Below are 24,157 nucleotides of genomic sequence, written 5' to 3' on the forward strand. Positions count from 1 at the left end.
TAAAATATTTGCTGTATATCCAATGCGCTTAAAAACAGACAATTAATGTTGTTAAGCGCAGACCTAAGTGTCATTTTGGGTATATAATGCCGTTTTGTCATTTTTATTATGCAAATTCTGCTTTGCTAAAGCCGCTTTTATTTGAAGGATAGAGTTCAATGCGCAGCCATTATTGTGGAGACGTCAACAAGTCTCATTTAGGTCAAGAAGTTACCCTAGTTGGGTGGGTTAATCGTAGCCGTGATTTAGGCGGAGTCGTTTTTTTAGACTTACGTGATCGTGAAGGTTTAATTCAAGTTGTATATGACCCAGATTTGAAAGACGTGTTTGATGTTGCTAGCTCATTACGCGCTGAATTTTGTGTGCAAGTAAAAGGTATAGTCCGAGCGCGTCCAGATTCACAAGTCAATACGCAAATGAAAACTGGTGAAGTTGAAATATTGGGTAAAGAATTAACCATTATCAATGCATCTGCGCCGTTGCCATTGAGCATGGACAACTATCAAAATAACAGTGAAGAACAGCGTTTAAAATATCGTTATTTAGATTTACGTCGCCCTGAAATGGCAGAGCGTCTCATTTTTCGCGCTAAAGTCACCAGCGCTGTGCGTCGCTTCTTAGACTCAAATGGTTTCTTAGACATTGAAACCCCAATTTTAACCAAAGCAACGCCTGAAGGTGCCCGCGATTATTTAGTTCCAAGCCGGACGTATAAAGGGCAATTTTTTGCTTTACCGCAATCACCACAATTGTTTAAACAATTACTGATGATGTCAGGTTTTGACCGTTACTATCAAATTGTTAAATGTTTCCGTGATGAAGATTTACGTGCAGATCGTCAACCTGAATTTACTCAAATTGATATTGAAACTTCATTTATGACATCTGAACAAGTCATGGAAAAAACTGAGCAAATGATGCGTGGTTTATTCCAAGATCTACTCAACGTGGATTTAGGCGAGTTTCCACGCATGACTTTTGCTGAAGCAATGCGTCGTTTTGGTTCAGATAAGCCTGATTTACGTAACCCTTTAGAATTAGTTGATGTTGCTGATTTAGTAAAAGATGTTGAATTTGCAGTATTTAATGGCCCAGCCAATGACCAAGAAGGTCGCGTAGCAGCACTTCGCATTCCAACGGGTGCATCATTGTCACGTAAACAAATTGATGAATACACCAAGTTTGCCGGTATATATGGTGCTAAAGGTTTAGCTTGGATGAAGTTAAACGATTTAGATGCAGGGATGGAAGGTATTCAATCACCTGTCGCTAAGTTCTTAACCGAAGATATTATTAAGCAAATTATCAGCCGCACTGGCGGACAAACAGGCGACATTATTTTATTTGGTGCCGACAAAGCCAACGTTGTTGCAGAAGCGATGGGCGCATTGCGCTTAAAAGCGGGTGAAGATTTTGACTTATTAGAAGGTCAATGGCGTCCATTATGGGTTGTTGATTTCCCTATGTTTGAGAAAATCAATGGTGGGTTACATGCCGTACACCATCCATTTACCGCACCACGCGGTATTACACCGGCTGAATTAAAAGCCGATCCTGTCGGCGCGGTGTCAGATGCTTATGACATGGTATTAAACGGTTGTGAGTTAGGCGGTGGTTCAGTACGTATTCATAATGCAGAAATGCAAAGTACGGTATTTGAATTGCTAGGTATTGAAGCAGAAGAAGCCAAAGAGAAGTTTGGTTTCTTATTAGAAGCGTTGCGTTATGGTACGCCTCCACATGCAGGTTTAGCATTTGGTTTAGATCGCATCATTATGTTGATGACGGGCGCGAGCTCTATTCGTGACGTGATGGCATTCCCAAAAACCACCACTGCAGCTTGTCCATTAACTAATGCGCCAGGTTTTGCTAATCCACAGCAGTTAGTGGAATTAGGTGTTAGCGTTATTGAAAAGCCTAAAACTGATACCGAATAAGATAATCTCGTCTATTAGGTTTTAACTATCATTCCGAGGCTTATGCCTCGGTCTGTGTTTATAGCACTTCTCCCTTTACGCAATCTATTGCGTCTTTCATACGATAAGGAGTTATCTATGGCAGGTCATAGTAAATGGGCCAATATTAAACATCGTAAAGCAGCCCAAGATGCCAAACGTGGTAAGCTGTTTACCAAATTCATTCGTGAGTTAACCGTAGCTGCACGTGAAGGCGGCTCAGATCCTGATGCGAATCCCCGTTTGCGTGCCGCCATCGACAAATCGCTTTCTAATAATATGACTCGCGACACAATTGAACGTGCTATCAAGCGCGGGGCCGGTGAGATGGATGGTCAGCAACTTGAAACCATCATTTATGAAGGCTATGGCCCGGGTGGCAGTGCGGTGATGGTTGAAACCATGACAGATAATCGTAATCGTACTGTGTCTGGCGTTCGTAATGCGTTTAGTAAAAATGGTGGCAATCTGGGTACCGATGGCTCCGTTGCCTATTTATTTACTAAATCAGGTATTATTTCTTATGGCGCTGATGTTGATGAAGATACATTGATGGATGCCGCACTTGAAGCGGGCGCCGATGATGTGATCGTGAATGATGATAACGCGATAGATGTTTATACTGCCCCGGAGTTATTTGGTCAGGTTAAAGATGCATTAGATGCCGCAGGTTTTGATGCTGTGAATGCTGAAGTCACCATGGTTGCTTCGACTAAAGCTGAATTAGATTTAGAGAATGCCGAAAAATTCTTACGTTTAATTGATGTGCTTGAAGATCATGATGATGTGCAAGAAGTTTATCATAATGCAGAGATCAGCGATGATGTGCTTGCAGCCTTAGAATAACCATTAGTCAATATCATTAAAGGTAAAAAAATCTTGATGCTACCAATGCTTAAACCACTCAGCACCTCTTCACTATGGCCATAATATTAGGGGTTGATCCTGGATCTCGCATCACGGGATATGGAGTGATTAAATGTATCGGCCGTTCGCAGGTTTACTTAGGCAGCGGTTGTATTCGCACACAATCTGATGAATTACCTTTAAGGTTGCAACAGATATTTGCTGGTATTTCTGAAATTATTAAGCAATATCAACCTGATGAATTTGCAATCGAACGGGTGTTTATGGCTAAAAATGCGGATTCAGCGTTAAAGCTTGGTCAAGCCAGAGGCGCGGCAATCGTTGCGGCTACTTGTGCTGATTTACCTGTTGCTGAATACAGCGCAACTCAGATCAAAAGTGCGGTAGTCGGCACTGGGCGAGCTCAAAAGACACAAGTGCAACATATGATAACTCAATTATTAAAATTACCCGCGGCCCCGCAAGCCGATGCCGCTGATGCATTAGCTGTTGCGTTATGTCATTATCACACTAATCAAAGCCTAGTGGCATTAGGTGGTCGGGCAAATTCAAGAACATATGGAAGATATAAATGATAGGTCGTTTAAGTGGTATTTTAGTGGAAAAACAAGCGCCAGAAATTGTCCTTGATGTAAACGGTGTCGGTTATGAATTACAGGTACCATTAACCAGTTTTTATGAATTACCAGAACTCAATCAACAAGCGATGGTTTATACCCATTTTGTTGTGCGAGAAGATGCCCAATTATTGTATGGCTTTATCACAAAACAAGAGCGTGCATTATTTAGATTACTGATCAAAACCAATGGAGTAGGGCCCAAATTGGCACTCACCATTTTATCAGGCATGACAGCAGGTGAGTTTGTTTCCTGTGTGGAGCGTGACGATATTGTCACCTTAGTAAAACTTCCGGGTGTAGGCAAAAAAACCGCTGAACGCTTAGTGGTTGAAATGCGCGATAAACTTAAGTCTTTGCTTGAAGCGTCAGTAGGTTCTGAGCGTGAATTTGTGTTGCAGTCCAATTATACCCCTGCGCCAGCGGTTGAAAGCGCTCAGGAAGATGCTATCTCAGCGTTAATCTCATTAGGTTATAAGCCTGCACAAGCCAGTAAAGCTGTGAGTGCTAATGCTAAAGAAGGGATGGATTCTGAAACATTAATTAAAGCTGCACTTAAATCCATGCTGTAAATTAACTCGATTGCTTTAAAATTTGAAAGCGTAAAGGACAAAAAATGATTGAAGCTGATCGCCTGATCCAACCTCAAGTGCAAGGCCAAGATGAACTGATAGACCGTGCCATGCGCCCGAAAATGCTTGATGAGTACACTGGGCAAGATGACACACGAGCTCAGTTAAAAGTGTTTATTCAAGCGGCAATAAATCGTAAAGAAGCATTAGATCATATGCTAATTTTCGGCCCACCGGGATTAGGTAAAACCACCTTAGCCATGATTGTGGCCAATGAGATGGGGGTGAATATTAAATCCACCTCGGGGCCAGTTTTAGAAAAAGCTGGCGATTTGGCTGCACTACTGACTAATCTTGAAGAAGGTGATGTACTTTTTATTGATGAAATTCATCGTCTTAGTCCAGTGGTTGAAGAAATTCTTTATCCGGCAATGGAAGATTATCAGCTTGATATTATGATAGGTGAAGGCCCAGCGGCCCGTTCAATCAAATTAGATTTACCACCGTTTACCCTTGTTGGGGCAACCACAAGAGCAGGGGCGTTAACCTCACCACTTCGAGCTCGTTTTGGGATCCCGCTGCGATTAGAATTTTATAATGTTCAAGATCTGACAACCATTGTTACTCGCTCTGCTCGAGTAATGAATTTAGAGATTGACCCTGAAGGTGCTATTGAAGTCGCCAGACGCTCTCGCGGCACACCACGGATTGCTAACCGTTTATTACGTCGTGTAAGGGATTACGCTGAAGTTAAACATGATGGTGTAGTCACTAAAGCCGTTGCTGAGCAAGCCTTAGATTTACTTGATGTTGATTTAGAAGGTTTTGACTATCTAGATAGAAAACTGCTGCTGGCAATTATTGATAAGTTTATGGGCGGTCCTGTTGGCTTAGATAACGTAGCTGCTGCTATTGGTGAAGATAGGGAAACCATTGAAGATGTATTGGAGCCATTTTTAATTCAACAAGGCTTTATTCAGCGCACTCCCCGTGGTCGTATTGCTACTGCAAGAGCCTACCAGCATTTTAATATTGTCCAGCCAGTAAAATAATTAAATTAATTAATAAAAGAACATATACACAATAAATTAACATGTGTTCTTTTATTAACCTTCCTTTATTTTTAAATCGTTTTAAATTGAATATATATTCAATTTGTTAGTATTTATTCATGTCGATTAAGCCAAATACTATATTTGTGTTAAAAATAAGCAAAGAAATAATATCTATTATTTATTTGTTTACGTGATCGATAGCAAATAAATGAATGACTAAATGTTAATCCATGATTAAATAATTCACTTTTGATTTCTTTTGTTGTCTTAAAATTCGATGGATTTAATCCTTTCGCATCTCTTTCGTTGTCACTTGCTCTTAAAAAATCTGTATATCCTGCGCCATCTCTGGATTTGTAGTGTTCGACATGTTTTGCCTAAACTGGTGATGTGGCTGATGTCTAATTTAAATTTATAATATATTTTGTGATGCAGATCACGTTTTTGGTATATTTGATGTTATTTATTTGTTGCCTTTGATGCAGCTAAATATATCGGGATTTTGTTGTTTAGTAGGGATATGTTTTGGGTATTAGATATTGTTAAGCGTTACGTATTTTCGAATTTATTTTAATTAACTTAATCAGACCATCTTAATTAACAAATAGACCTAATTAGGTTAATAGAATGGGGTTTGACGTAGATTGTTAGTTTCTACAATATCAACGCAACGTTGAGTGGATATTTATTTACTTAACGTAAATATAACAACAAATAAAGCTAGGGAGCTTAACTTATATGATCCAAAGAACATTACTTGCCACAAGCATCAAAACGGCATTGATAGCTTCTGTAGCTGTTTCATCCAGTGTATCCATGTCTGCTTTTGCAGCTGAAGAGACGGCTAAAGTAGAGCGTATTGAAGTAACAGGTTCACGTATTAAACGTGCAGATATGGAAACGGCATCTCCTGTTACCGTCATTGGTGAAGCTGAAATCCGTGCCGAAGGTTACACATCTGTAGACCAACTTTTACAAGCGCAAACCTCAATGGCCGGTGCAGCCTTAGGCGCTACTTCAAATAATGGTTCAGATGGTGTCGCACAAGTTGACTTACGTGGTATGGGTTCGCAACGTACTTTAGTATTGTTGAACGGTCGTCGTATGGTGAACTCAGGTTCTGGTGCAGACAGCGCTGTTGACCTAAATACCATTCCAGTGGCGATGATCTCTCGCGTTGAAATTTTAAAAGATGGTGCTTCAGCCGTATATGGCTCAGATGCTATTGCTGGTGTTGTTAACATCATCACTAAGAAAGATTTTGAAGGTTTCCAACTTGATCTAAATGGAAGTACGACTTCAGAAAGCGACGGTGAAAATGTTGAATTAAGTGCGTTATATGGTTTTAACACAGATACCGGTAACTACACCATTGGCGTTTCATACACTGAACGTAAAGGTGTTATCCAAGGCGATCGTGATTGGACGATTGGTGGTGGTAGCTCAATTATCCCTGAAGGTACTTTAGGCGGTAAACAGTGGCTGACTGACGAAGAAACTGGTGAGTCTTCTTGGGGCGACCGCCAGTATGGTTATGATTACACTCAAGATAGTTATTACCAAACACCAAACAAGCGCTATAGCCTATTTTTAAATGCTATTGAAGAGTTTAGAAATGACATTACGTTAAATGCTGACTTTATCTATACCAAACGTGAATCACACCAAATGATGGCAGCGCAGCCTGCAAACTTAATGTTGGATGTATGTGGAGAGCCAGGCGTTGATCCCGTCAACTGTATGACTTTAGATCAATCAATGATTGATGCTGGCATAAAAGCTGATGATAGAGGCCGTGTAAACTTCCGTAAGCGCATGAACGATGTGGGTAACCGTGTCTACGAGCAAGATACCGATACTATTCGTGCATCTGTTGGATTAACGGGTGATTTAGATATTCATACTGGTTTTGTATGGGATGTTGCCTATACCTTCGGTTATAACCGTGCTGATACTTGGGTACATAACTCAATTCATGCTGGTCGTATGATTCAATCTATTTACGAAAACCAAGACGCATGGTTCTACGGTGGCAACATTACACCTGAAATGGCTGATGCGGTTTCTTATGTAGAAACAACCACAGGCGGTAATGATCAACACACTATCTCTGCAAACTTAAGCGGTGAATTATTTGATTTAGACGCAGGGGCCGTTGGTTTTGCAATCGGTGCAGAATATCGTTATGAGAAAGGCTTCTACAATCCAGATCCTGTTATTGTTGCAGGTGAAGGTACTGCGGCTCAACAAGATCCGACTGCAGGTGATTACAACGTATTTTCTATTTATCAAGAAATAAGCATTCCATTTACCGAAAGCCTAACGGGTGAATTTGCTCTACGTTATGACGATTACTCTACATTTGGTAAGGCAACGACGTGGAAAGTGGGCTTAACCTACGAAGCAACAGATGATTTAATGCTTCGTGGTGTGGCAGCAACCGGTTTCCGTGCACCAAGTATTTCTGAATTGTTCGGTGGTAATTCAGGTTCTTATGATTACCTAACGGATCCTTGGGGTAACGAACAAGATGCACAAATTTTAGTTAATTATACATCTGATGAAAACTTGAAGCCTGAAGAGTCTGAGTCGTTAACATTAGGTTTAGTTTATTCGCCAAGTTATGTTGATGGTTTATCATTAACTGTGGACTACTGGAGCTTTGAAGTTACTGATGCTATTGCCCGTTTAGATGTGCAAAAAGGCTTAAACGATTGTTTCGCAGGTGATCAAGTTTCTTGTGAGCTATTTAACATCGGACCAAATGGTAACTTAGAAAACTTAACTAATTCATTAACTAACGTAGGTAGTCAAGATACTAGCGGTGTAGATATTAACGTTGCTTATACATTTGAAGCTTTAGGGTTAGATTGGCGCATCAATAACGATACCACCTACTTAATTGAGTTTGTTCAAGACGGTGTTGATTACACTGGTGAAGTCGATGGTATGTTTGGTGCTTATGCTGAATGGCGTAACAATTTCAGTGTGCAGTTAGGAACTGACACTTGGAATGTGGTTTACTTCAACCGTTATATCAGTGGCATGAATGATGTTTATGATGACTATGCAACAGGTGAAGAAGTCACTGATAAAGTAGATTCAATGCTTTATCACAACATCTCTGCTAACTACTTTGTCAGCGATGTAACATCTTTAACGTTAGGTATCAAAAACTTAACTGACGAGAAGCCACATTATGTATCAAATGGTAGCGACGGTGGTACAAGCCCAGAAGTTTACGACACTATTGGTCGTCAATTCTATGCTGGTGTATCGATTAAATTCTAAGTTACAAGTGTGATCAGCATGATTACAATCAAAAGCCAGCGCAAGCTGGCTTTTATATTTGAAGCTCGAAAACCTTTTCTACAATTAATTAGAATGAGCTTGAATATTCATTCTTGTTATTTGCTCGCTAACTATGTTTTGCGCCTTTCAATAGTTTCGGCATCATTAGAATCCTACATGGGGTAATACTTAGCAAGATCTGTGATGAAACTCTGCTCGCGTTATTTAGCTAAGTGCTTGCAGTAATAATTACTTTTGCGTTCTGGGGTGAGAATCAGATGTAGAGCATTGTTTTATAGAAAAGTGACTTAATTCAAAATGCGAGTTTCACTAGGTATCATTCCTTAAACATTGCAATTTATAATGCTTTTGTACTGAAATATTCTGCGCGAGATAATCATTCTGTATTAGATTGTATACTCTTAACCACAAAGGGTTTACTGTGTCGAATAGCTGCTTTTAGCGCTTTTCAATGTGTGAAAATCGTTAGGTGTTTGATGATTTCTTGATGCAATAACCGCTTCCCAAGGCATACTCATGCAATATAGTAATCAGCGAAAGTCTAGCTTGATAACTTTATCACTGTGTTTTGTTACGACCATTTTTGAAGGGTTAGAGTTACAATCAATGGGAGTTGCAGCACCTCATATTGTTGCTGAATTAGGCCTAACCTCAAATGAAATGGGTGTGATTGCCAGTGCGAGTTCTTTTGGACTTTTGGTTGGAGCATTGTTTGCCGGAATGCTATCTGATCATGTGGGACGAAAATGGGTTTTGATTGGCTCTATTTTTCAGTTTAGTATTTTTTCACTGTTAACACCTTGGGCACAGAGCGTCGATGCACTGACTTTAATTCGTTTTGCAACGGGTTTAGGCATCGGTTGTGCCATGCCCATGGTTATCGCTATTTGTGCTGAATCAGTTGCGCCCCAATCACGAATTGGAGTGGTAACCATGATGTATAGTGCCATCCCAATGGGTGGATTTATTGCAACCTACATTACATTAGCAACGGAAGATTGGCGTAATATTTTTATTCTTGGTGGTATAGCACCGTTAATGTTGACCCCTGTACTAATTAAGTATTTATCTGAATCAAATAAATTTTTAAAAGCTCAACATGGCTCAGGTGAAAGCGCTCTCAAGTCAAATTTACGCGGCCTATTTAGCGAAAATCGAGCGTTAGCTACTTTATATTTATGGTTAGGTTTCTTTTGTGCTGTTGCGATTTTATACATGTTACTCAACTGGTTACCTATACTGTTAATAGGTAAAGGTTACAGTAATGATGAAGCAAGTACAGTGCAGTTGGTGTTTAATGTTGGCGGTTCAACTGGGGCAATATTGCTAGGCTGGCTAATGACTCGATGTCGATCTAGGTTCATTTTTGCTATAGCGACAACTGGTATTGCGTTTTCGTTAATTGGTTTTGCTATGTTAGAACATCATATGCTAAATGCGATTATAGCCGGTGTAATGCTTGGCATCTTTGTTAACGGCTTGGTATTTTTGTTATATGGTCAAGCTGGCGCATTTTACCCAACACGCTTTAGAGGGACTGGAGTGGGTATGGCCGTAGCTGCTGGTCGGGTTGGCGCTATTGTTGGCCCGCTGATTATTGGGCTGTTATTGAGCGCCGATATGGGAGAGTCTAAAGTACTTATCTCTATTTTGCCTTTGGTGCTTATTGCTGGGGGCGTTCTTCATCTTTTACCCTCACGGTCTAACACTAAGCCTTATTAAGTTGTGTTATGAATTAAGAGTATATTATGTTTACATCCAATTCTGTTGCCGAGGAGTAGGGGGGAGCTATATCAGTATGCAGTATGCTGTTGCGTGAGAGAAGCAGTGGCAGTACTTTTGTTTTATTTAATCAAAATAGCTTTGCCAATATAAACAAGCCGATTAATAGGTAGTTTAATGTCCATAAGCCTCTATTTGTCCGAACTCTCAACTCAATACTGCTGACATGCGCTTGATATAACTAGTAACTTACTTATTTGTCATAACAATTAATTTTATAAGGCTATTGGTTCGAGGAGTAAGTCTCATCGCAGCATTTATAGAGATAAAGCTAAGTTGAAAGTTTATAGATTACGATGAGTTAAATGACAGCGAATTAAGTGCAAACATTAAACCGTGACGCTTGTAATTTAAAAGCATAAAGTCAACGATAAGAATGGCTAGACGATCGATAACACTAATCAACGAAATTAACTAATAAATAGTCATTCTGCACTTTTTATCAACACTTAAACTATTTCTATCATTTAGTAGTTTACAGCAGAGTTAGCTTGTCATATTATTCGCGGCGTTCGGAGGGATGGCAGAGTGGTCGAATGCACCGGTCTTGAAAACCGGCAACGGTTTACCCCGTTCTAGGGTTCAAATCCCTATCCCTCCGCCATATTTTAAAGCAAAAAAGCCATTGATAATCAATGGCTTTTTTGCTTTCTAGCATTTGAAAAATCATATTCTCAGGCCAAAAACGGATGACTGAGACATATGTACTTATTTCGCGCCACAAATTGTACCTATTACACCCGCATGGTGTTGCCTGCTTATCTGCGTGATAAAGGCTTCTCTGCCGACATCAAAGTATCACTGCTTACCAAACAACGCTCTATCGCTATTGGCCGAAACCTAGTGATAGCGGGTATCTTACGACCATTAATCAGCAACTTAACGCCACAATCAAAGCCTGATGAGTTTAAAGCTCAGGTTAATGCGTTGATTAATGATGCCCGAGCATGCTTTGTTGGGGTAACAGATACGCTTGATGATAACGCCAAGCCAGTGCGGGAAGTCACGCAATTGATACCTACTCGACCAACGCAAGTAGCACATAATACAGCGACATATGACAATTATCCCTATAACGATAATCGGGTATCGTTAAATAAAATAGAGAATAAAAGCAGTTTACATTCAATGGCTAATGTAAGTTTGTCTGACGCATTATCTAAATTTATTACCTCCAAACAAAAGCAGTCTGTCTCAGCCTTAACGGTCAAGCAGCTTAATCAACGTATAGGTCACTTTATTGAACGCACTCATTTAGATGATGTCAGCGCGATAACCAGTGCTGAAGCAATGGAATACAAAGACTGTTTATTAGAGGAGGGCAGAAGCCATAAAAGTAACAAAGATTACTTAGCTGCTGTGTCGCAATTTTTTAAATGGTGCAAGTTAATGCGCTACACCGCTGAAAACCCATTTGATGAAGTCAAGCTCACTAAACCCGCTAATCAGGCTGGACACGATTTAGCGCGTTTGCGCTGGCAACCTCACCAGATTAAGCAGGTTTTAAACTCCACCGCCTTTATCGACAAAAGTCAGGACTTTAAATGGATAACGCTACTCATGATGTATGGCGGCTTACGCCCAGCAGAAGCCTGTCAGTTGCATATTCATGATATTGAAGTCAAAGACGGTATCGCCTTAATGAACATCACTAACGCCAGTGCAGGCCAACAACTCAAGACAGAACAATCAAAACGCAAAGTACCGATACACCAGCAACTGATTGAACTTGGTTTTATGGATTTTGTAAAAAAACGCGCTGACCGGACATCAAAAGCAAAGCCGTTATTTCATTATCAACCCAGTCATGATGGTAACTGGTCACATACCTTTTGCCGTGAATTTGGCAAATTACTCGACCAACTTAACTTCACAGCAGGCAAGCGGCCAACAGCTTACTCATTCAGGCACACTTTTATTGATGAACTTAAACAAGGACAAATAGAAGAATCATTAGTGGCACAAATTGTCGGTCATGCTTATCAAAACATCACTTACGGACGTTACGGCAAAAAGTTTGATGTCAAAACACTCAAACCCGTCATAGATAGTATTCAATTTGAGCTAATTATTTCGCCAGAGCGCTTAAAATTAACCCATTAATCGTAAAATCTGAGCGAATTGAGAACCATAAATACGCTCAAATAACGCAAATAAAGCGCTTAGAAATCATATTGACGGTGATTTCCAGAGAGTTTTGTCATCTCTACGGGCAAAAATAATCACTGAAAATGGCTCAAAAATACCCATCCGACAGGAATTTAACGACATTAGCGCAAAATGTGACAGTAAATGGCCTTTATCGGGGTTAGGGCATCAGACAGGTACGAACAACGGTAAACATTTTACTACACCAGAGAGCGAGCTGTTTTGGGAAATTAAATGTTTCGCACTCTATGAGAGTAAAAAACATACAAAAATTGCTGTATTTAATTCTTAGCTTTTTGATGTCCAAAAAATGCTATTAAGCGCGTACAGGCGCTGTTTTTAGGCTCTAACTGGCAGATTTGTTACATCGAAAGTGAGTTATTTGAATATTGATAACAACAATAAATAGCTTTGAAGATTAACCCACTTGAAAAGTGGGATGACATAGTAACCCGGTACGCTCCTATCCCACTTTTGTTCCAAAAGGTCGGATAGGAGCTACGGGCAAGGGGAGTACCCCTTTGAACCCAACAGCCACATGCTGCGCATGTTAAAAATCAAAAGCGTTAAAGACAAAAGAAGCATCACCACTTTAATATAAACTGTACTGTTTTTATGTACAGTTATATGGTGTATCATCAATTTATGATAAAAATGGATTGAAAATCGTTCTTTAGTTGCATCGTATTAAAGCTAATAAAATCATAATAATATGATTTTATTAGCTTTAATTTTTATTACCGTCTAGGCATATCTTACGTTACGCGCAACCTCGGTTTGTTTTTGTCTGCTTGATACAATTAATTGCTTTACATCAATAAGATAGCAAATGTAGGATGTTATTAATCAATAAGTTAAGGGACTGGCTTTACTGCGCAAGCCCTTCAATAAGCGTTATGGCTCTGGGCTAACTTCTCGCATTAATTTGTAATTTTAGGAACGTAAATGGATGTAACAAATAAAGAGCACTTTAAAACAATTCGTAAAGCGATTGAAAACAATAAACTTGCAGTGTTTGTTGGCTCTGCCGTGTCTTTTGATTCAAATCTCCCATCATGGGGAGAGCTAATTAGTTTAATGAAAAGTGCTTTGGAGTTACCTAGAACGGATGATTATTTGAAAATAGCAGAACATTACTATCTTCAATTTGGAAGAAATACGTATTACAGCAAAATCAATGACTTTTTCCCATCGGATAGTAAGCCAAATCAACTTCATGAACTGCTTCTCTCTCTAAAGCCACAGCATATAATAACGACAAATTGGGATGATTTACTTGAAAAGTCGATAAGCTCTAACGGAGACTTGTATTTTACGGTAGCAGATGATCATGAACTCGCTTCGTCACCAAGTTCACAACTATTGGTAAAAATGCATGGTGATTTGACTCATCGAAATATAGTGTTCAAAGAATCTGATTATTTGGCTTATACAGATAAATTTCCATTAATTGAAAATTTCATCAAAAGCCTTTTTTCTACTCATGTTGTAGTTTTTGTTGGTTACAGTATAAGTGATTATAATTTAAATCAGGTTTTAAGCTGGATAAGAAATAGAACGCAAGATGCTCCACCTGCTTTTACAATTTTAACCGAAAGTAAAATAACATTATCGGAATCAAATTATTTAAGAGAGAAAGGTGTATATCCCCTATTGTGTGAGGAAAATTCTAACAATATAGCGGAATACCCATCATTATCAGCTAAGAGTCAGAGGGTAGCTGAAACAATAGCGAAAATAACCCACCCTGAATCAACAGAAATGCTCGATATAATAGGTGAGATTGCCACTGACATCTCTAGCTGGGAAACTGTTTACCCTTCGGTATTTGTTCAACTTTTTAAAAATAGGTTCAATACAACTGAAATTAATAAAATTTATTTTGACTCGAGTCAAAATGTGATTGTTTACAACCTGAGTGAAGAAGAGAAGGAATATAACCGAGGTAAAATTAGAGAAATTAGAAGACAACTCTTAAAAATATTACAAGTTATTCCTATTTCTGAAATTCGGCTTTCATTTGAGATTCGTAAATACTATCGAGTAAAAAATTTATCTAAATTTGAATTTGTTGACGAGTATACATCTTTCAATTTTACTCGTATCACTGATCGTATTTCTACAGCGCCAGTTAACTTAAATGAAAATCATGATAAGCATTTTCAAAATGCATACGACAATTATTTTTTAAAAAAGTTGCATGTAGCAAGAGAAACATTTACGCATGTTGCTAATATGTATTTTTCTAAGTCCTTATTTATTAAAGCACTGATCTCTTCATTTAATAAAAAACAATTATGCTTGGGTGAAATACCATGGGATCTTGCTGAAGATTTTTTTGAAACATCAATGGAAGAGCAATTATCAAGAAATGATAATATCTCAGAACTAATTGAAAAATTTCCTAAAAGCATTGTGAATAGGCAAAAGCCTTTATTTCATGGATTAGATTCCAATAACTCTTTTCTATTAGAGCGATTCAGAGACGTATCTAATCTTAGTAGAGAAATAGATGATGAAATCGATAGCATAAATAATGGTTCGATGGTTTTTAGTAATAAGCTTGCCTCCATGTATAACCAAATTCGCTGTATGGTACTGTTTATAACTAAAAATAAAATTACGACATTATATTCCTCTGATTACAAAAATATTTGTAATATTGCTTTTGAAGCAATAATAAAAAGACAATGTTTAGATAAGAAAGTCGATCTTGATGTGCTTCTTTCTTATAGCGCGATAATTTCGTTTAAAGAAAAAGACCTTGTTAAGTTTTTATCTGATACATTAAATGAAGATAAATCATTAGAAATATCAGAAGAAACAATTGAGTATATTTTCCTTGTTTTGGATAACTCAATCCAAACAATTTCTTCGGGAAGCTCATTCTACTTAAAAGAACATTGTATTAAAGTTTGGTCTAATGCACTTATCTTACTTTCTTATGCAAAACACTCCGAAGTGACGCTCAAAGAAATAGTAAAACGTTTAACGGCCTCATTTGATACGAGTAGGTGGTTCCTTTTATCAGAAGCGGTAAATAGATTTATAGTCTTTCAAGTTAATAGGTACGGCTCCTCATTTTCTGTGGCGGATTTAAAGCTACTTTTTGATAAGCAAGTTGATAAAATCAATTCAAACGAAAATATCCCAATTCAAGAGCGAGGTCAGCTTTTCTCTAACCTTTTATACTTAATCAGTGATAATGAAAATGATACAAGCAGCTTTTTTGAAGGAAATAGACAGTTAGAAAGATTTATTTCAAATATCACATCGATGGAATTTAAAGAGCGTTTAAGAGCTATAAATGGATTTGTATTCGTAATCCATTCATTAGCTGTTGGAGAGCTAAAAGAAAAGATTTCAGAGTTGTTGAAAAAAACATTCGAAGAATCTAAAAAAGAAGAGTTCTCTGAATCATCAATTATGTTTGGCTTAGATTTATATAATGTTGGAGTTTTATCGGAAACCGAATTGATGTTTGTAATAAACAAACTGAAACTCAAAGTTGATGAACATATTCAAAAAGGTAGTACTACAAGCAACTACTCAATAATTAACGAGCAACTAGGAAAAATCAAAAAAGAACAGTTAAAAGGCTTTGAAGGTACGGTTGAAGGAGTTGTGAAATTAACAGAAGCAATGAAAAATAGCTTTAAACGGTTCAACGAGCCATAACACATATGAGCCTTTCGCCAGTCAATATTCGAGCTTGATTGTTAAGAGAAGGTATTTGACAGCCTTTGCACTCAAATACCTTTAGTAACCAAGATGGTCAATCAACAAATTCATCTACTTCGTCTGTCATTTAGCTGTCAAATCATCGTGCTTTTATAAAATAGCAGCATGCAAACACATAGAGGCGCTCTTAGTGCGATTTCTTTATTCATAAAGAATGCTGCCTGACGCTTTTCAATCCGTTGAAATATCAGGGGCACTACGACTAAATGGATTTAGGAGGTAGGGCTGCGCAGGAAGCCAAAGCCGAGACATTTATCGGTTAACCCTAAGATGGCACTATTCAAGTCAGAGGTGCTTTTTGCACAGTTAGTTTCAGGCTCATTTAAGGTGTAAACGACATAGGTGGTTACATTGTGATTTTTCAATTAGTTTGCCTTTGTTTATACTTAACTCTGTATGGTGCCGTGAGTTTGGTACTATAATTGACATTTTCACAATAAAGGAGTTCTAGATGAATAAAAAAGTTGAAGCTTATGGTGTTCATGCCGTTGTGCGACCTAAAATCACTGCAACTAAAGAACTTGATTTATCTGGGATTTATGGTCAACAAATAGTAAAGTCAGAGACGAAGCTTGCTTTAAGAACACATCGAAAGACGTTCGAGAAATTGGCTGATATGTAATGGAAATTATCTGCTTTCCATTTGAGCGTGTAATCGAAATCAATACATTCATTTTAGAAACCGAACCTGGGATGAAAGGGCAAATCGATGTCTCAAAATTACAAGGAGCATTAGGCCGTATAGATAATGCAATCGTGTACGATGGCTTAGATGATGTGTTTGAAATAGCAGCCAAATATACGGCAAGTATCGCTATTGCTCATTCTTTGCCTGATGCAAATAAACGTACTGGCTTGATTGTTGCGCTTGAGTATTTGTCGTTGAATGATTTTGAATTGACGAGTGATAACACACTGTTAGCTGATGCTGTAAGAGATTTAGTGCTTGGTGTTATAAATGAAACAGATTTCGCTGATATATTGTATGCACAATACAACCAAGAAAATCAGTAATTATGTTTTCAATTGACAACCTAACCGATAAAGACTTAAATGTCATATATCGACTACGAATGTTCACTACCTGAAAGGTGATTTTTCGATTAGTTATTGATTTTAATGTATTTTAAATTTTAATTATGGCGAATTCCTTGGGTTCAAATCCCTATCCCTCCGCCATATTAAATACGAAAGAAGCCGTTGATTATCAACGGCTTTTTTGTTTTTGGTGTTAGAGAGACTTTCCAAGAGGATTGACTCAGACAATGTACCCGCTTTTCACATGAGCAGAGCCCCCAATAATCTGTATTTCACACGTATCTGTTTAGCCAAATCGTTACGCGATAAAGTCTTTCCTTTTGATATTAAAGTTTCTTTGTTGACTTGCGACAGAGCAGAAGCCATTTCTTGATAAAAAGGCCTTGTCAATATTCCATCGTCGATCCACTTCATTAAGGAATTTAATCGACGGTCTTCTAGGGCTTTGACTATGCTTATGATAGTAGCTAAGGAGAACTATCATGCGGATGACACTGACGTTTTTAGGCGCAACCCAAGAGGTGACAGGATCATGTCATCTATTAGCAATAGGCGACAGACAAGTACTGCTAGATTGTGGTTTAATTCAAGGTGGTAAGGCCGATGAACTTCGTAATCATGATCCATTCGCCTTTGATCCAAAAGCTATCAATGCGGTGGTTTTAAGCCATGCTCATATTGATCATTCAGGTCGTTTACCCTTATTGGCAAAGTTAGGTTTTGACGGACCAATCTATACTCAAAAAGCGACGGCTGAATTGTGTGCCGTAATGCTTAAAGATGCAGCCATGTTGCAACAACGTGATGCACAAAGACAGAATAAAAAACGCGCTAAAAAAGACCTTGAACCCTTAGAGCCTTTATTTGATGCTAATGATGTTGATAAGGCCATCAGTCAGTTTGTGTGCCTAGATTACAATGAGGTTTGCCAAATAGTAACTAATGTTAGAGTAAACCTAGTTGATGCTGGACATATATTAGGCTCTGCGATTGTCGAACTATTTTTAGGCGAAGCTAGTGAGCAGAAAAAACTGGTATTTAGTGGTGATCTGGGTAGAGCAGGAATGCCAATTTTACGCGATCCAACTTTAATTGATACCGCAGATTTGGTTTTAATGGAAAGTACTTATGGTAATCGTCTACACCGCAGTTGGGATGAAACCATTGCTGAGCTAAAACAAATATTTGCCAAAACCATAACCCAGAGTCAGGGGAATATACTGTTACCCGCATTTTCTGTGGGGCGCGCACAAGAACTGCTTTATTTATTTCATCTGTATGCCAAAGAGTGGGACCTATCTCGCTGGAAAATTTGCTTAGATAGCCCAATGGCAATAGAGGCCACTCAAGTTTATCTTAACAATTATCCATTAATGGATGACGATTTTAAACGCTTTACTCGCATGCATCCCGGACAGCACCCTTTATTATCCAATGTTGAGTTTACCCAATCGACAGATGAGTCGATGGCGCTGAATCAAATTCATAAAGGGCTGATTATTATTGCTGGTAGTGGTATGTGTAATGGTGGCCGTATTCGCTGTCATTTAGAACATAATTTATGGCGGCCTGAATGCGATGTGATTATTTGTGGTTACCAAGCAGAAAGCACACCGGGTAGGGCCTTGGTCGATGGTCATGAAGAGCTGACTATACGAGGTCACTCCGTTAAAGTGGCTGCCAAACTGCATACCGTAGGCGGCTTGTCTGCACATGCTGATCAAGCTGAGTTATTACGCTGGTATTCTCACTTTAATGATAGCCCACCTTTGGTGTTGGTTCACGGGGAAGCTGAGGCTCAGCAAGGCTTAATAGATGCAATAAAACAAGCCTCATCATCAGCACCTAAATCCTTGGCGATAGCAGCCCATGGCCAGCAATTAGATTTAAATGCTTTGCCGCAAATGGTGTGGTTATAGTATCAGAGGCCATTGATGATGGATTAAGTTGATAACGTCTTGGAAAGAGAGTGATGCAGTTGTCGGGGGGCGAGTTAAAACGACTGAAAAATTAATATTATGCGCTTCACTGTGCTATGTGTCGCGCATAATATAAATAGTAAATATTAGAAATGATACTTCACTAATAAGCTTGCAACACTTTGGTTGGTTTTAAATGCCGAACTATTTTTAATGCCGTATTTGTTTTTCCAATAATCGTATTCAATCCCCACATAAAGCGCTGTTTTTAGGCCAATTTGTTTACCCAGGTCATACTTTAATTGCGGATTGAAGTGGATGTTTTTCTCGTAACTGGCATCAGAATTAACCACCCAATCTATAAATCCATCAAACACGATACTTGAATCACCCACTGGCCATGAGATTTTCCATACAGGGGTAATTTGCCAAGTATCACCATCACGGCCATCAGGAAAACGTCGGTAAGCGTTTAATTGAAAAAAATCTAAACCGGGGATCGCTAAATCTAAACCGGCTCCAAGTAAATAGGACTCAACATTGCCTTTACCAAATTCAATTGTGGTGGCGATAAGCACATCTTGAATAAAGCCCGCTTTTACCTCAGCACCGGTCATTTTGCTAAAGCTAAAGCGTGGACTAAATTCACCATAGTAGGTACGACTACCATTGAAAAAATCTTCTTCACCATTATATTGGGTAAAATCTACAAACATGAATAAGTCGCCAACATTCCAGCCACTAACATGTTCATAAGTAATGGTTTGTTGTGTTTTAGGATTAACTTTAAATTGGTTACCATAAAGGTACGATAGGCTGTTGTTTTGCCACAAAACGATATCATTTGCGATGCTAAGCGGTGAGTACAAAATGATCAATGCCATGAGCAAGCGTTTCATCTTAAATCCTTGTTATTAGGTTATATTGTTTATGTGTTTTATAGGGTAGTTCGCACAGCATTATAATACAGTTAGTTCTATCGCATAACTGCTTTTATTGTTTGCTATTAATCGCTGTAACATTTAGGGCGTTTAAGTGATGGTTATAATGGGAATGGATTGCTTTGTTAGTTTGACAACAAATATGAAAATTAAGATATTTCCTTTATAAAATAAAAGCCCTTACATTTCAGGGCTTTTTTATTTTATTTCAATTTTTTATTTAAAATTATGGTTTTTTATCAAAAGCCATGTGCATTTTGATCAAATGCTCTTCCATATCAAAGCTCACCTCAAAACCAAGTGATTTAGCAAGGTTGGCCATGTTACGGTTTTCAAACATCGTAAAGCCAGTTAATACCGGAGTATCATTATTTTGATAATAATGGATTAGCTTTTCCAGTAAGCGTTTACCTAAACCAATGCCTTGATAATCGGTTCGAACTGCCATTGCAAATTCGGCTTCGGTATTATCAGGATCGGTTGACGCTCTAACTGCCCCAAGCGTTAATTCTTGGCCATCTTCTAGTTTTGTGGTGGCAATAAAAGCCATCTCACGTGAGTAATCAATTTGGGTTAATACTGCCATTTCTTCATGGGTCATTTTTGAGCGAACCCCAAAATAGCGTTTATAACGATCTTCATCTGATAAGGCATTATCAAAGTCCATATGCCTGGGCTCATCCTCTGGCAAAATGGGTCTTAACATGACTTTTAAGCCATTTTTTAAAACTAACACTTCCTCTAATTCTTTAGGGTAAGGCAAAATGGCTAAGCGATTTGATGCATCATAATCTGCGGGGTGTAAGCGAACATCGACATCAAGTAGGGTGATATTTTCGCCTGCGGCGAGTACAGGGTTAAGGTCAATTTCAGCGATTTCAGGGCAATCAATAATTAGGTGAGATATTTGGGTTAGCATTACGCACAATGCATTCATATTTAGCCCAAGTGGTAAGTGTCTGTCACGTAACTTATTAGTTTTTAAGGCTTGAATAACCATGTATCGCGAGAGCGCCATGTTTAATGGTGGTAAAGCAACGGCTGCATCTTGAGTTGGATCCCACTGAATACCGCTTTCCCCTAAACAAATTGCTGGCCCAAACACCGGATCATTGATCACCGATACGCGGATCTCTTGTGCGCCAGCCGTCAATGCCATTTTTTGAATAACTAAACCTTCAATACGGGCATTAGGGTTGATTTGATGCACCCTATCAATAATAGAGTGTGCCGCTTGATGAACGTCTTCTGCTGAGGTGAGGTTTAACATTACTCCATGGGCGTCGGATTTAGATTGTAAATCGGGTGATTGCACTTTAAGTGCAACGGGGTAACCCGCCTTATTAGCCACTTCTACCGCATCGTTAATATTTTCAACAAACCAAGTATCAATGGTTTTAAGACCATAAGCATTTAATATTTCACTGACTTTATGGGTCGTCAGCACCAGTTGGTTGTCAGCTTGTGCCTGTTGCAACAAGGCTCTGGCGGTCACACTGTCGGTAGGAATATTATCTGGAATGGATTGTGGTACTTCTTGGAGTAATTTTTGATTGCGGCGGTACTCTACCATGTGCATAAATGCACGCACCGCACCTTCAGGTGTGCGGTAGGTCGGAATACCGTTTTTATTGAACTTTTTACGTGCTAAATAAGCGGAATCTTCACCGCTCCAATTGGTCAAAATATTAACTCTATTTTTTCGCGGATGCTGTTGGTATGTATCAATAATTGCTTGTGCAATTGGCTCACTTTGTTGCATCACCGATGGTGAATGGAGCACTAAAATAGCATCAATGGTCTCTTCATCCATCAAGCGCTTTAAGGTAAGTGAATAACGCTTAACGTCAGCATCACCTACCATATCTATCGGGTTTTGTTTTGACCAAGTACTGGGTAAATGTTGATTTAAATCATTAATTACTTCCGTTGATAATTTGGCGAGTTTGCCGCCAGTCATAATGAGCTCATCTGCGGCTAATACAGCCGGGCCACCGCCGTTACTCATGATTGCAAGGCGCTCTCCTTTAAGCACACTAGCATGTGCAAGGCTTTCTACAGCAGCAAAAAGGTCGATTAAATCATTGACTCTTAACATGCCCGCACGTCTAAATGCCGCTTCAAAAACTGCGTCATTCCCCCTTACTCCTCCAGTGTGGATCATGGCCGCTTGTGAGCCTTCTTTACTGCGACCAGACTTAATGACAAAAATAGGTTTATTACGAGAAGCAGCGCGAGCGGCAGAAAGAAAACGCCGTTTATCATTGATTGAATCAATGTAGAGCATGATGGCTGACGTGCGACTGTCTCGGCCGAGGTAATCTAGCAGTTCATCAAAGTCGATATCTGTGGCATCGCCTAATGAGATAAAAGATGAAAATCCAATGCCTTTATTATTCGCCCAGTCTAGTACTGTGGTGCATATTGCAGCCGATTGCGACACAAAGGCAATTTTACCTTGTTCAGCACTGGCATGGGCCAAACTGGCATTTAATCCGATATTGGGCAAAATCATCCCAAGGCTATTAGGGCCTAAAATCCGCATGCCATAGCGCTTAGCGTGTTGCAGAGTTAATGTCAGTAAATTATTACCTTGTTCATCCATTAAATCGCCCATGCCACTGGCCATAATGATGGCGGCTTTACAGCCAAATTGCGCTAATCGCTCAACAATGGCAGGAATTTTTAGTCCAGAAGTACAAATAATGGCTAAATCTGGTTTTACCGGCAGAGCATCAATATTGGGGTAGGCCAAGACACCCATTACTGCGGTATATTTGGGGGTGACAGGCATGATAGGGCCAGAAAATCCGCCAGATAGCAGGTTACGCATAATTGCCCGACCGGCACGATTGGGGTTATCAGAGGCACCAATGACAGCGACTGATGTCGGTTTGAATAGTGCAACAATACTACGTTGGCTCATAGATGATCCTCATGTGATATGAATTAGCGATTGATAGCTTGGTGTATAACTGATTCACATAAATTGGATAGCCAAATTATTTTGGGTTCGTGGCGCTTAGAAGCAGAACAAATAAGCGCGATATCAATCCCTATATCCATTTGGCTGTTTCTATCTGGTAGTTGAAAATGATAAGTATAATGTTCATCCATCAGTTGATTTAACACCAGATGATTATCGACCATAATGCTGGCGTTGTGATGTTCTTCACCATAAATGCGCAATAAATTTAAGTGTTCGTTGTAATCATCGATTAAGAACTTAACAAATTCACCGGTTTTGTTGCCGATCATTTTAGCGGCACCACTGGCTATTTTCTTTTGATAAAGTTGTTGTGGGCGATCTTTTAAGGCTTGGATCCCAATATCAACAATTCCGTCTATTAAGTTATTGTTACTTTCTTGGCGCCATTGTCTTAGTTCAATAGTGGCATTGGTTTCTTGTCTTAGGCGATGAATTAATTGTTTTCCAATGATAACCAGAAGCGGTTCAGCGATATGAATTGAAATATATTGCAGCTGACTTGGATCAAACTCTTCTGGCTCGATTGCTATTGAGAGTTGTTCAATAGCACGTTGAATTTTGGGTGCAATTTGGGCGGCATAACTCGTGGGTTTTAGTCCTGTTGCAGTGCGAATAAATAATGGATCGTTTAAATCTTCTCTAAGCTGTGCCAATGTTTTGGAAACGAAAGATTGCGAACGATTCAGCTTTATCGCAGCACGTTGGGTTGAACCAGCTTTATATAAGGTGACAAATACATTTAATGCATTGAGATCCATAATATTCCATTATTACTTTTTTGTTGAATAACACATCGATTGAACTCTTGAGTCTACTCATCTTCGACAAAAGCCATCATATCTTATATTGCCGTTAAATCATGTGTTTTACACCTTATTTTGGCTTTATACCCAAACAACCTCATGATGCAAGTTCAGCGAGAATTGATTGGCTTTCAGGCGCGGCGCTGATTTGATACATAGTTGCTGTACGTTGATAATCAGCAACAAAGGATGAAAGCCAATCAAACTGGCCCTTTGGGAACCACTCATTACGTCGACTTTTCGCCTAGAACTGAACGTAATGAGAGGCTCTGCACTTTGCATGTTGAGGTTGCTTGGGGATATACCAATAATCATTTGTCACTGATATGGAAATGATATGGAAATGAAAAAACGTGCGGTTTAAAGGTTTTCAGGTTGAGCTATTTTAAAGTGACAGAGCATAAAAAACGTCAGCTAT

At 39.0% G+C, this 24,157-nt stretch carries 15 protein-coding genes and 1 tRNA gene; 13 read left to right on the forward strand and 3 right to left on the reverse strand.

The annotated features are described in order from the left end of the window. Positions 1-158: 158 nt before the first annotated feature. From aspS to HBH39_RS08330, 13 genes are all read left to right on the forward strand, one after another. On the forward strand, positions 159-1,937 hold the full coding sequence (gene aspS, locus HBH39_RS08270) for an aspartate--tRNA ligase (RefSeq protein ID WP_167677279.1): 1,779 nt from the start codon (positions 159-161) through the stop codon (positions 1,935-1,937). 117 nt (positions 1,938-2,054) lie between these two features. Beyond that, a complete protein-coding gene (locus HBH39_RS08275) occupies positions 2,055-2,801 on the forward strand; it encodes a YebC/PmpR family DNA-binding transcriptional regulator (protein ID WP_167677281.1) in 747 nt (248 codons plus the stop codon). 74 nt (positions 2,802-2,875) lie between these two features. Next, positions 2,876-3,397, forward strand: a complete 522-nt coding sequence (ruvC, locus tag HBH39_RS08280; protein WP_167677283.1) for a crossover junction endodeoxyribonuclease RuvC — start codon at positions 2,876-2,878, stop codon at positions 3,395-3,397. Continuing rightward, positions 3,394-4,011: a Holliday junction branch migration protein RuvA gene (ruvA, locus tag HBH39_RS08285; RefSeq protein WP_167677285.1), complete on the forward strand. Its 618-nt coding sequence runs from the start codon at positions 3,394-3,396 to the stop codon at positions 4,009-4,011. The genes ruvC and ruvA overlap by 4 nt, the downstream gene beginning before the upstream one ends. Positions 4,012-4,055: 44 nt before the next feature. After that, positions 4,056-5,063: a Holliday junction branch migration DNA helicase RuvB gene (gene ruvB, locus HBH39_RS08290; protein ID WP_167677287.1), complete on the forward strand. Its 1,008-nt coding sequence runs from the start codon at positions 4,056-4,058 to the stop codon at positions 5,061-5,063. A 741-nt stretch (positions 5,064-5,804) separates the two neighbouring features. After that, positions 5,805-8,357: a TonB-dependent receptor gene (locus HBH39_RS08295; RefSeq protein WP_167677289.1), complete on the forward strand. Its 2,553-nt coding sequence runs from the start codon at positions 5,805-5,807 to the stop codon at positions 8,355-8,357. Positions 8,358-8,894: 537 nt separating this feature from the next. Continuing rightward, positions 8,895-10,100, forward strand: coding sequence for an MFS transporter (locus HBH39_RS08300; RefSeq protein WP_167677291.1), 1,206 nt, complete (start codon positions 8,895-8,897; stop codon positions 10,098-10,100). Between the two features lie 574 nt (positions 10,101-10,674). Further along, positions 10,675-10,764, forward strand: a tRNA-Ser gene (locus HBH39_RS08305). A gap of 98 nt (positions 10,765-10,862) precedes the next feature. Continuing rightward, positions 10,863-12,263: a tyrosine-type recombinase/integrase gene (locus HBH39_RS08310; protein WP_167677293.1), complete on the forward strand. Its 1,401-nt coding sequence runs from the start codon at positions 10,863-10,865 to the stop codon at positions 12,261-12,263. 990 nt (positions 12,264-13,253) lie between these two features. Continuing rightward, complete coding sequence (locus HBH39_RS08315) at positions 13,254-15,986, forward strand: SIR2 family protein (protein ID WP_167677295.1); 2,733 nt, start codon at positions 13,254-13,256, stop codon at positions 15,984-15,986. A gap of 514 nt (positions 15,987-16,500) precedes the next feature. Beyond that, positions 16,501-16,671 (forward strand): acetyltransferase, encoded by a 171-nt coding sequence (locus tag HBH39_RS08320; RefSeq protein WP_167677297.1) that lies wholly within the window; start codon positions 16,501-16,503, stop codon positions 16,669-16,671. Continuing rightward, entirely contained in the window at positions 16,671-17,063 is a 393-nt protein-coding gene (locus HBH39_RS08325) for a type II toxin-antitoxin system death-on-curing family toxin (RefSeq protein WP_167677299.1), read from the forward strand. The genes HBH39_RS08320 and HBH39_RS08325 overlap by 1 nt, the downstream gene beginning before the upstream one ends. A gap of 506 nt (positions 17,064-17,569) precedes the next feature. Then, positions 17,570-19,006 (forward strand): MBL fold metallo-hydrolase RNA specificity domain-containing protein, encoded by a 1,437-nt coding sequence (locus HBH39_RS08330; protein ID WP_167677301.1) that lies wholly within the window; start codon positions 17,570-17,572, stop codon positions 19,004-19,006. A gap of 146 nt (positions 19,007-19,152) precedes the next feature. Here the strand turns inward: HBH39_RS08330 and HBH39_RS08335 are convergent, their stop codons facing one another. The 3 genes from HBH39_RS08335 to HBH39_RS08345 all read right to left on the reverse strand — a co-directional run bounded on the left by HBH39_RS08335 (position 19,153) and on the right by HBH39_RS08345 (position 23,694). Next, complete coding sequence (locus HBH39_RS08335) at positions 19,153-19,905, reverse strand: outer membrane protein OmpK (protein WP_167677303.1); 753 nt, start codon at positions 19,903-19,905, stop codon at positions 19,153-19,155. Positions 19,906-20,173: 268 nt separating this feature from the next. Beyond that, a complete protein-coding gene (locus HBH39_RS08340) occupies positions 20,174-22,873 on the reverse strand; it encodes a bifunctional acetate--CoA ligase family protein/GNAT family N-acetyltransferase (RefSeq protein ID WP_167677305.1) in 2,700 nt (899 codons plus the stop codon). Positions 22,874-22,896: 23 nt separating this feature from the next. Further along, a complete protein-coding gene (locus HBH39_RS08345) occupies positions 22,897-23,694 on the reverse strand; it encodes a LysR family transcriptional regulator (protein ID WP_167677307.1) in 798 nt (265 codons plus the stop codon). Between the last annotated feature and the right edge of the window lie 463 nt (positions 23,695-24,157).

The organism is Shewanella aestuarii, assembly GCF_011765625.1.
Classification (GTDB): domain Bacteria; phylum Pseudomonadota; class Gammaproteobacteria; order Enterobacterales; family Shewanellaceae; genus Shewanella; species Shewanella aestuarii_A.

Bases quoted from the DNA above. Each gene is read 5' to 3' on its own strand.
- aspS (WP_167677279.1), top strand. From the start codon at position 159: ATGCGCAGCCATTATTGTGGAGACGTCAACAAGTCTCATTTAGGTCAA.
- HBH39_RS08275 (WP_167677281.1), top strand. From the start codon at position 2,055: ATGGCAGGTCATAGTAAATGGGCCAATATTAAACATCGTAAAGCAGCC.
- ruvC (WP_167677283.1), top strand. From the start codon at position 2,876: ATGGCCATAATATTAGGGGTTGATCCTGGATCTCGCATCACGGGATAT.
- ruvA (WP_167677285.1), top strand. From the start codon at position 3,394: ATGATAGGTCGTTTAAGTGGTATTTTAGTGGAAAAACAAGCGCCAGAA.
- ruvB (WP_167677287.1), top strand. From the start codon at position 4,056: ATGATTGAAGCTGATCGCCTGATCCAACCTCAAGTGCAAGGCCAAGAT.
- HBH39_RS08295 (WP_167677289.1), top strand. From the start codon at position 5,805: ATGATCCAAAGAACATTACTTGCCACAAGCATCAAAACGGCATTGATA.
- HBH39_RS08300 (WP_167677291.1), top strand. From the start codon at position 8,895: ATGCAATATAGTAATCAGCGAAAGTCTAGCTTGATAACTTTATCACTG.
- HBH39_RS08310 (WP_167677293.1), top strand. From the start codon at position 10,863: ATGTACTTATTTCGCGCCACAAATTGTACCTATTACACCCGCATGGTG.
- HBH39_RS08315 (WP_167677295.1), top strand. From the start codon at position 13,254: ATGGATGTAACAAATAAAGAGCACTTTAAAACAATTCGTAAAGCGATT.
- HBH39_RS08320 (WP_167677297.1), top strand. From the start codon at position 16,501: ATGAATAAAAAAGTTGAAGCTTATGGTGTTCATGCCGTTGTGCGACCT.
- HBH39_RS08325 (WP_167677299.1), top strand. From the start codon at position 16,671: ATGGAAATTATCTGCTTTCCATTTGAGCGTGTAATCGAAATCAATACA.
- HBH39_RS08330 (WP_167677301.1), top strand. From the start codon at position 17,570: ATGCGGATGACACTGACGTTTTTAGGCGCAACCCAAGAGGTGACAGGA.
- HBH39_RS08335 (WP_167677303.1), bottom strand. From the start codon at position 19,905: ATGAAACGCTTGCTCATGGCATTGATCATTTTGTACTCACCGCTTAGC.
- HBH39_RS08340 (WP_167677305.1), bottom strand. From the start codon at position 22,873: ATGAGCCAACGTAGTATTGTTGCACTATTCAAACCGACATCAGTCGCT.
- HBH39_RS08345 (WP_167677307.1), bottom strand. From the start codon at position 23,694: ATGGATCTCAATGCATTAAATGTATTTGTCACCTTATATAAAGCTGGT.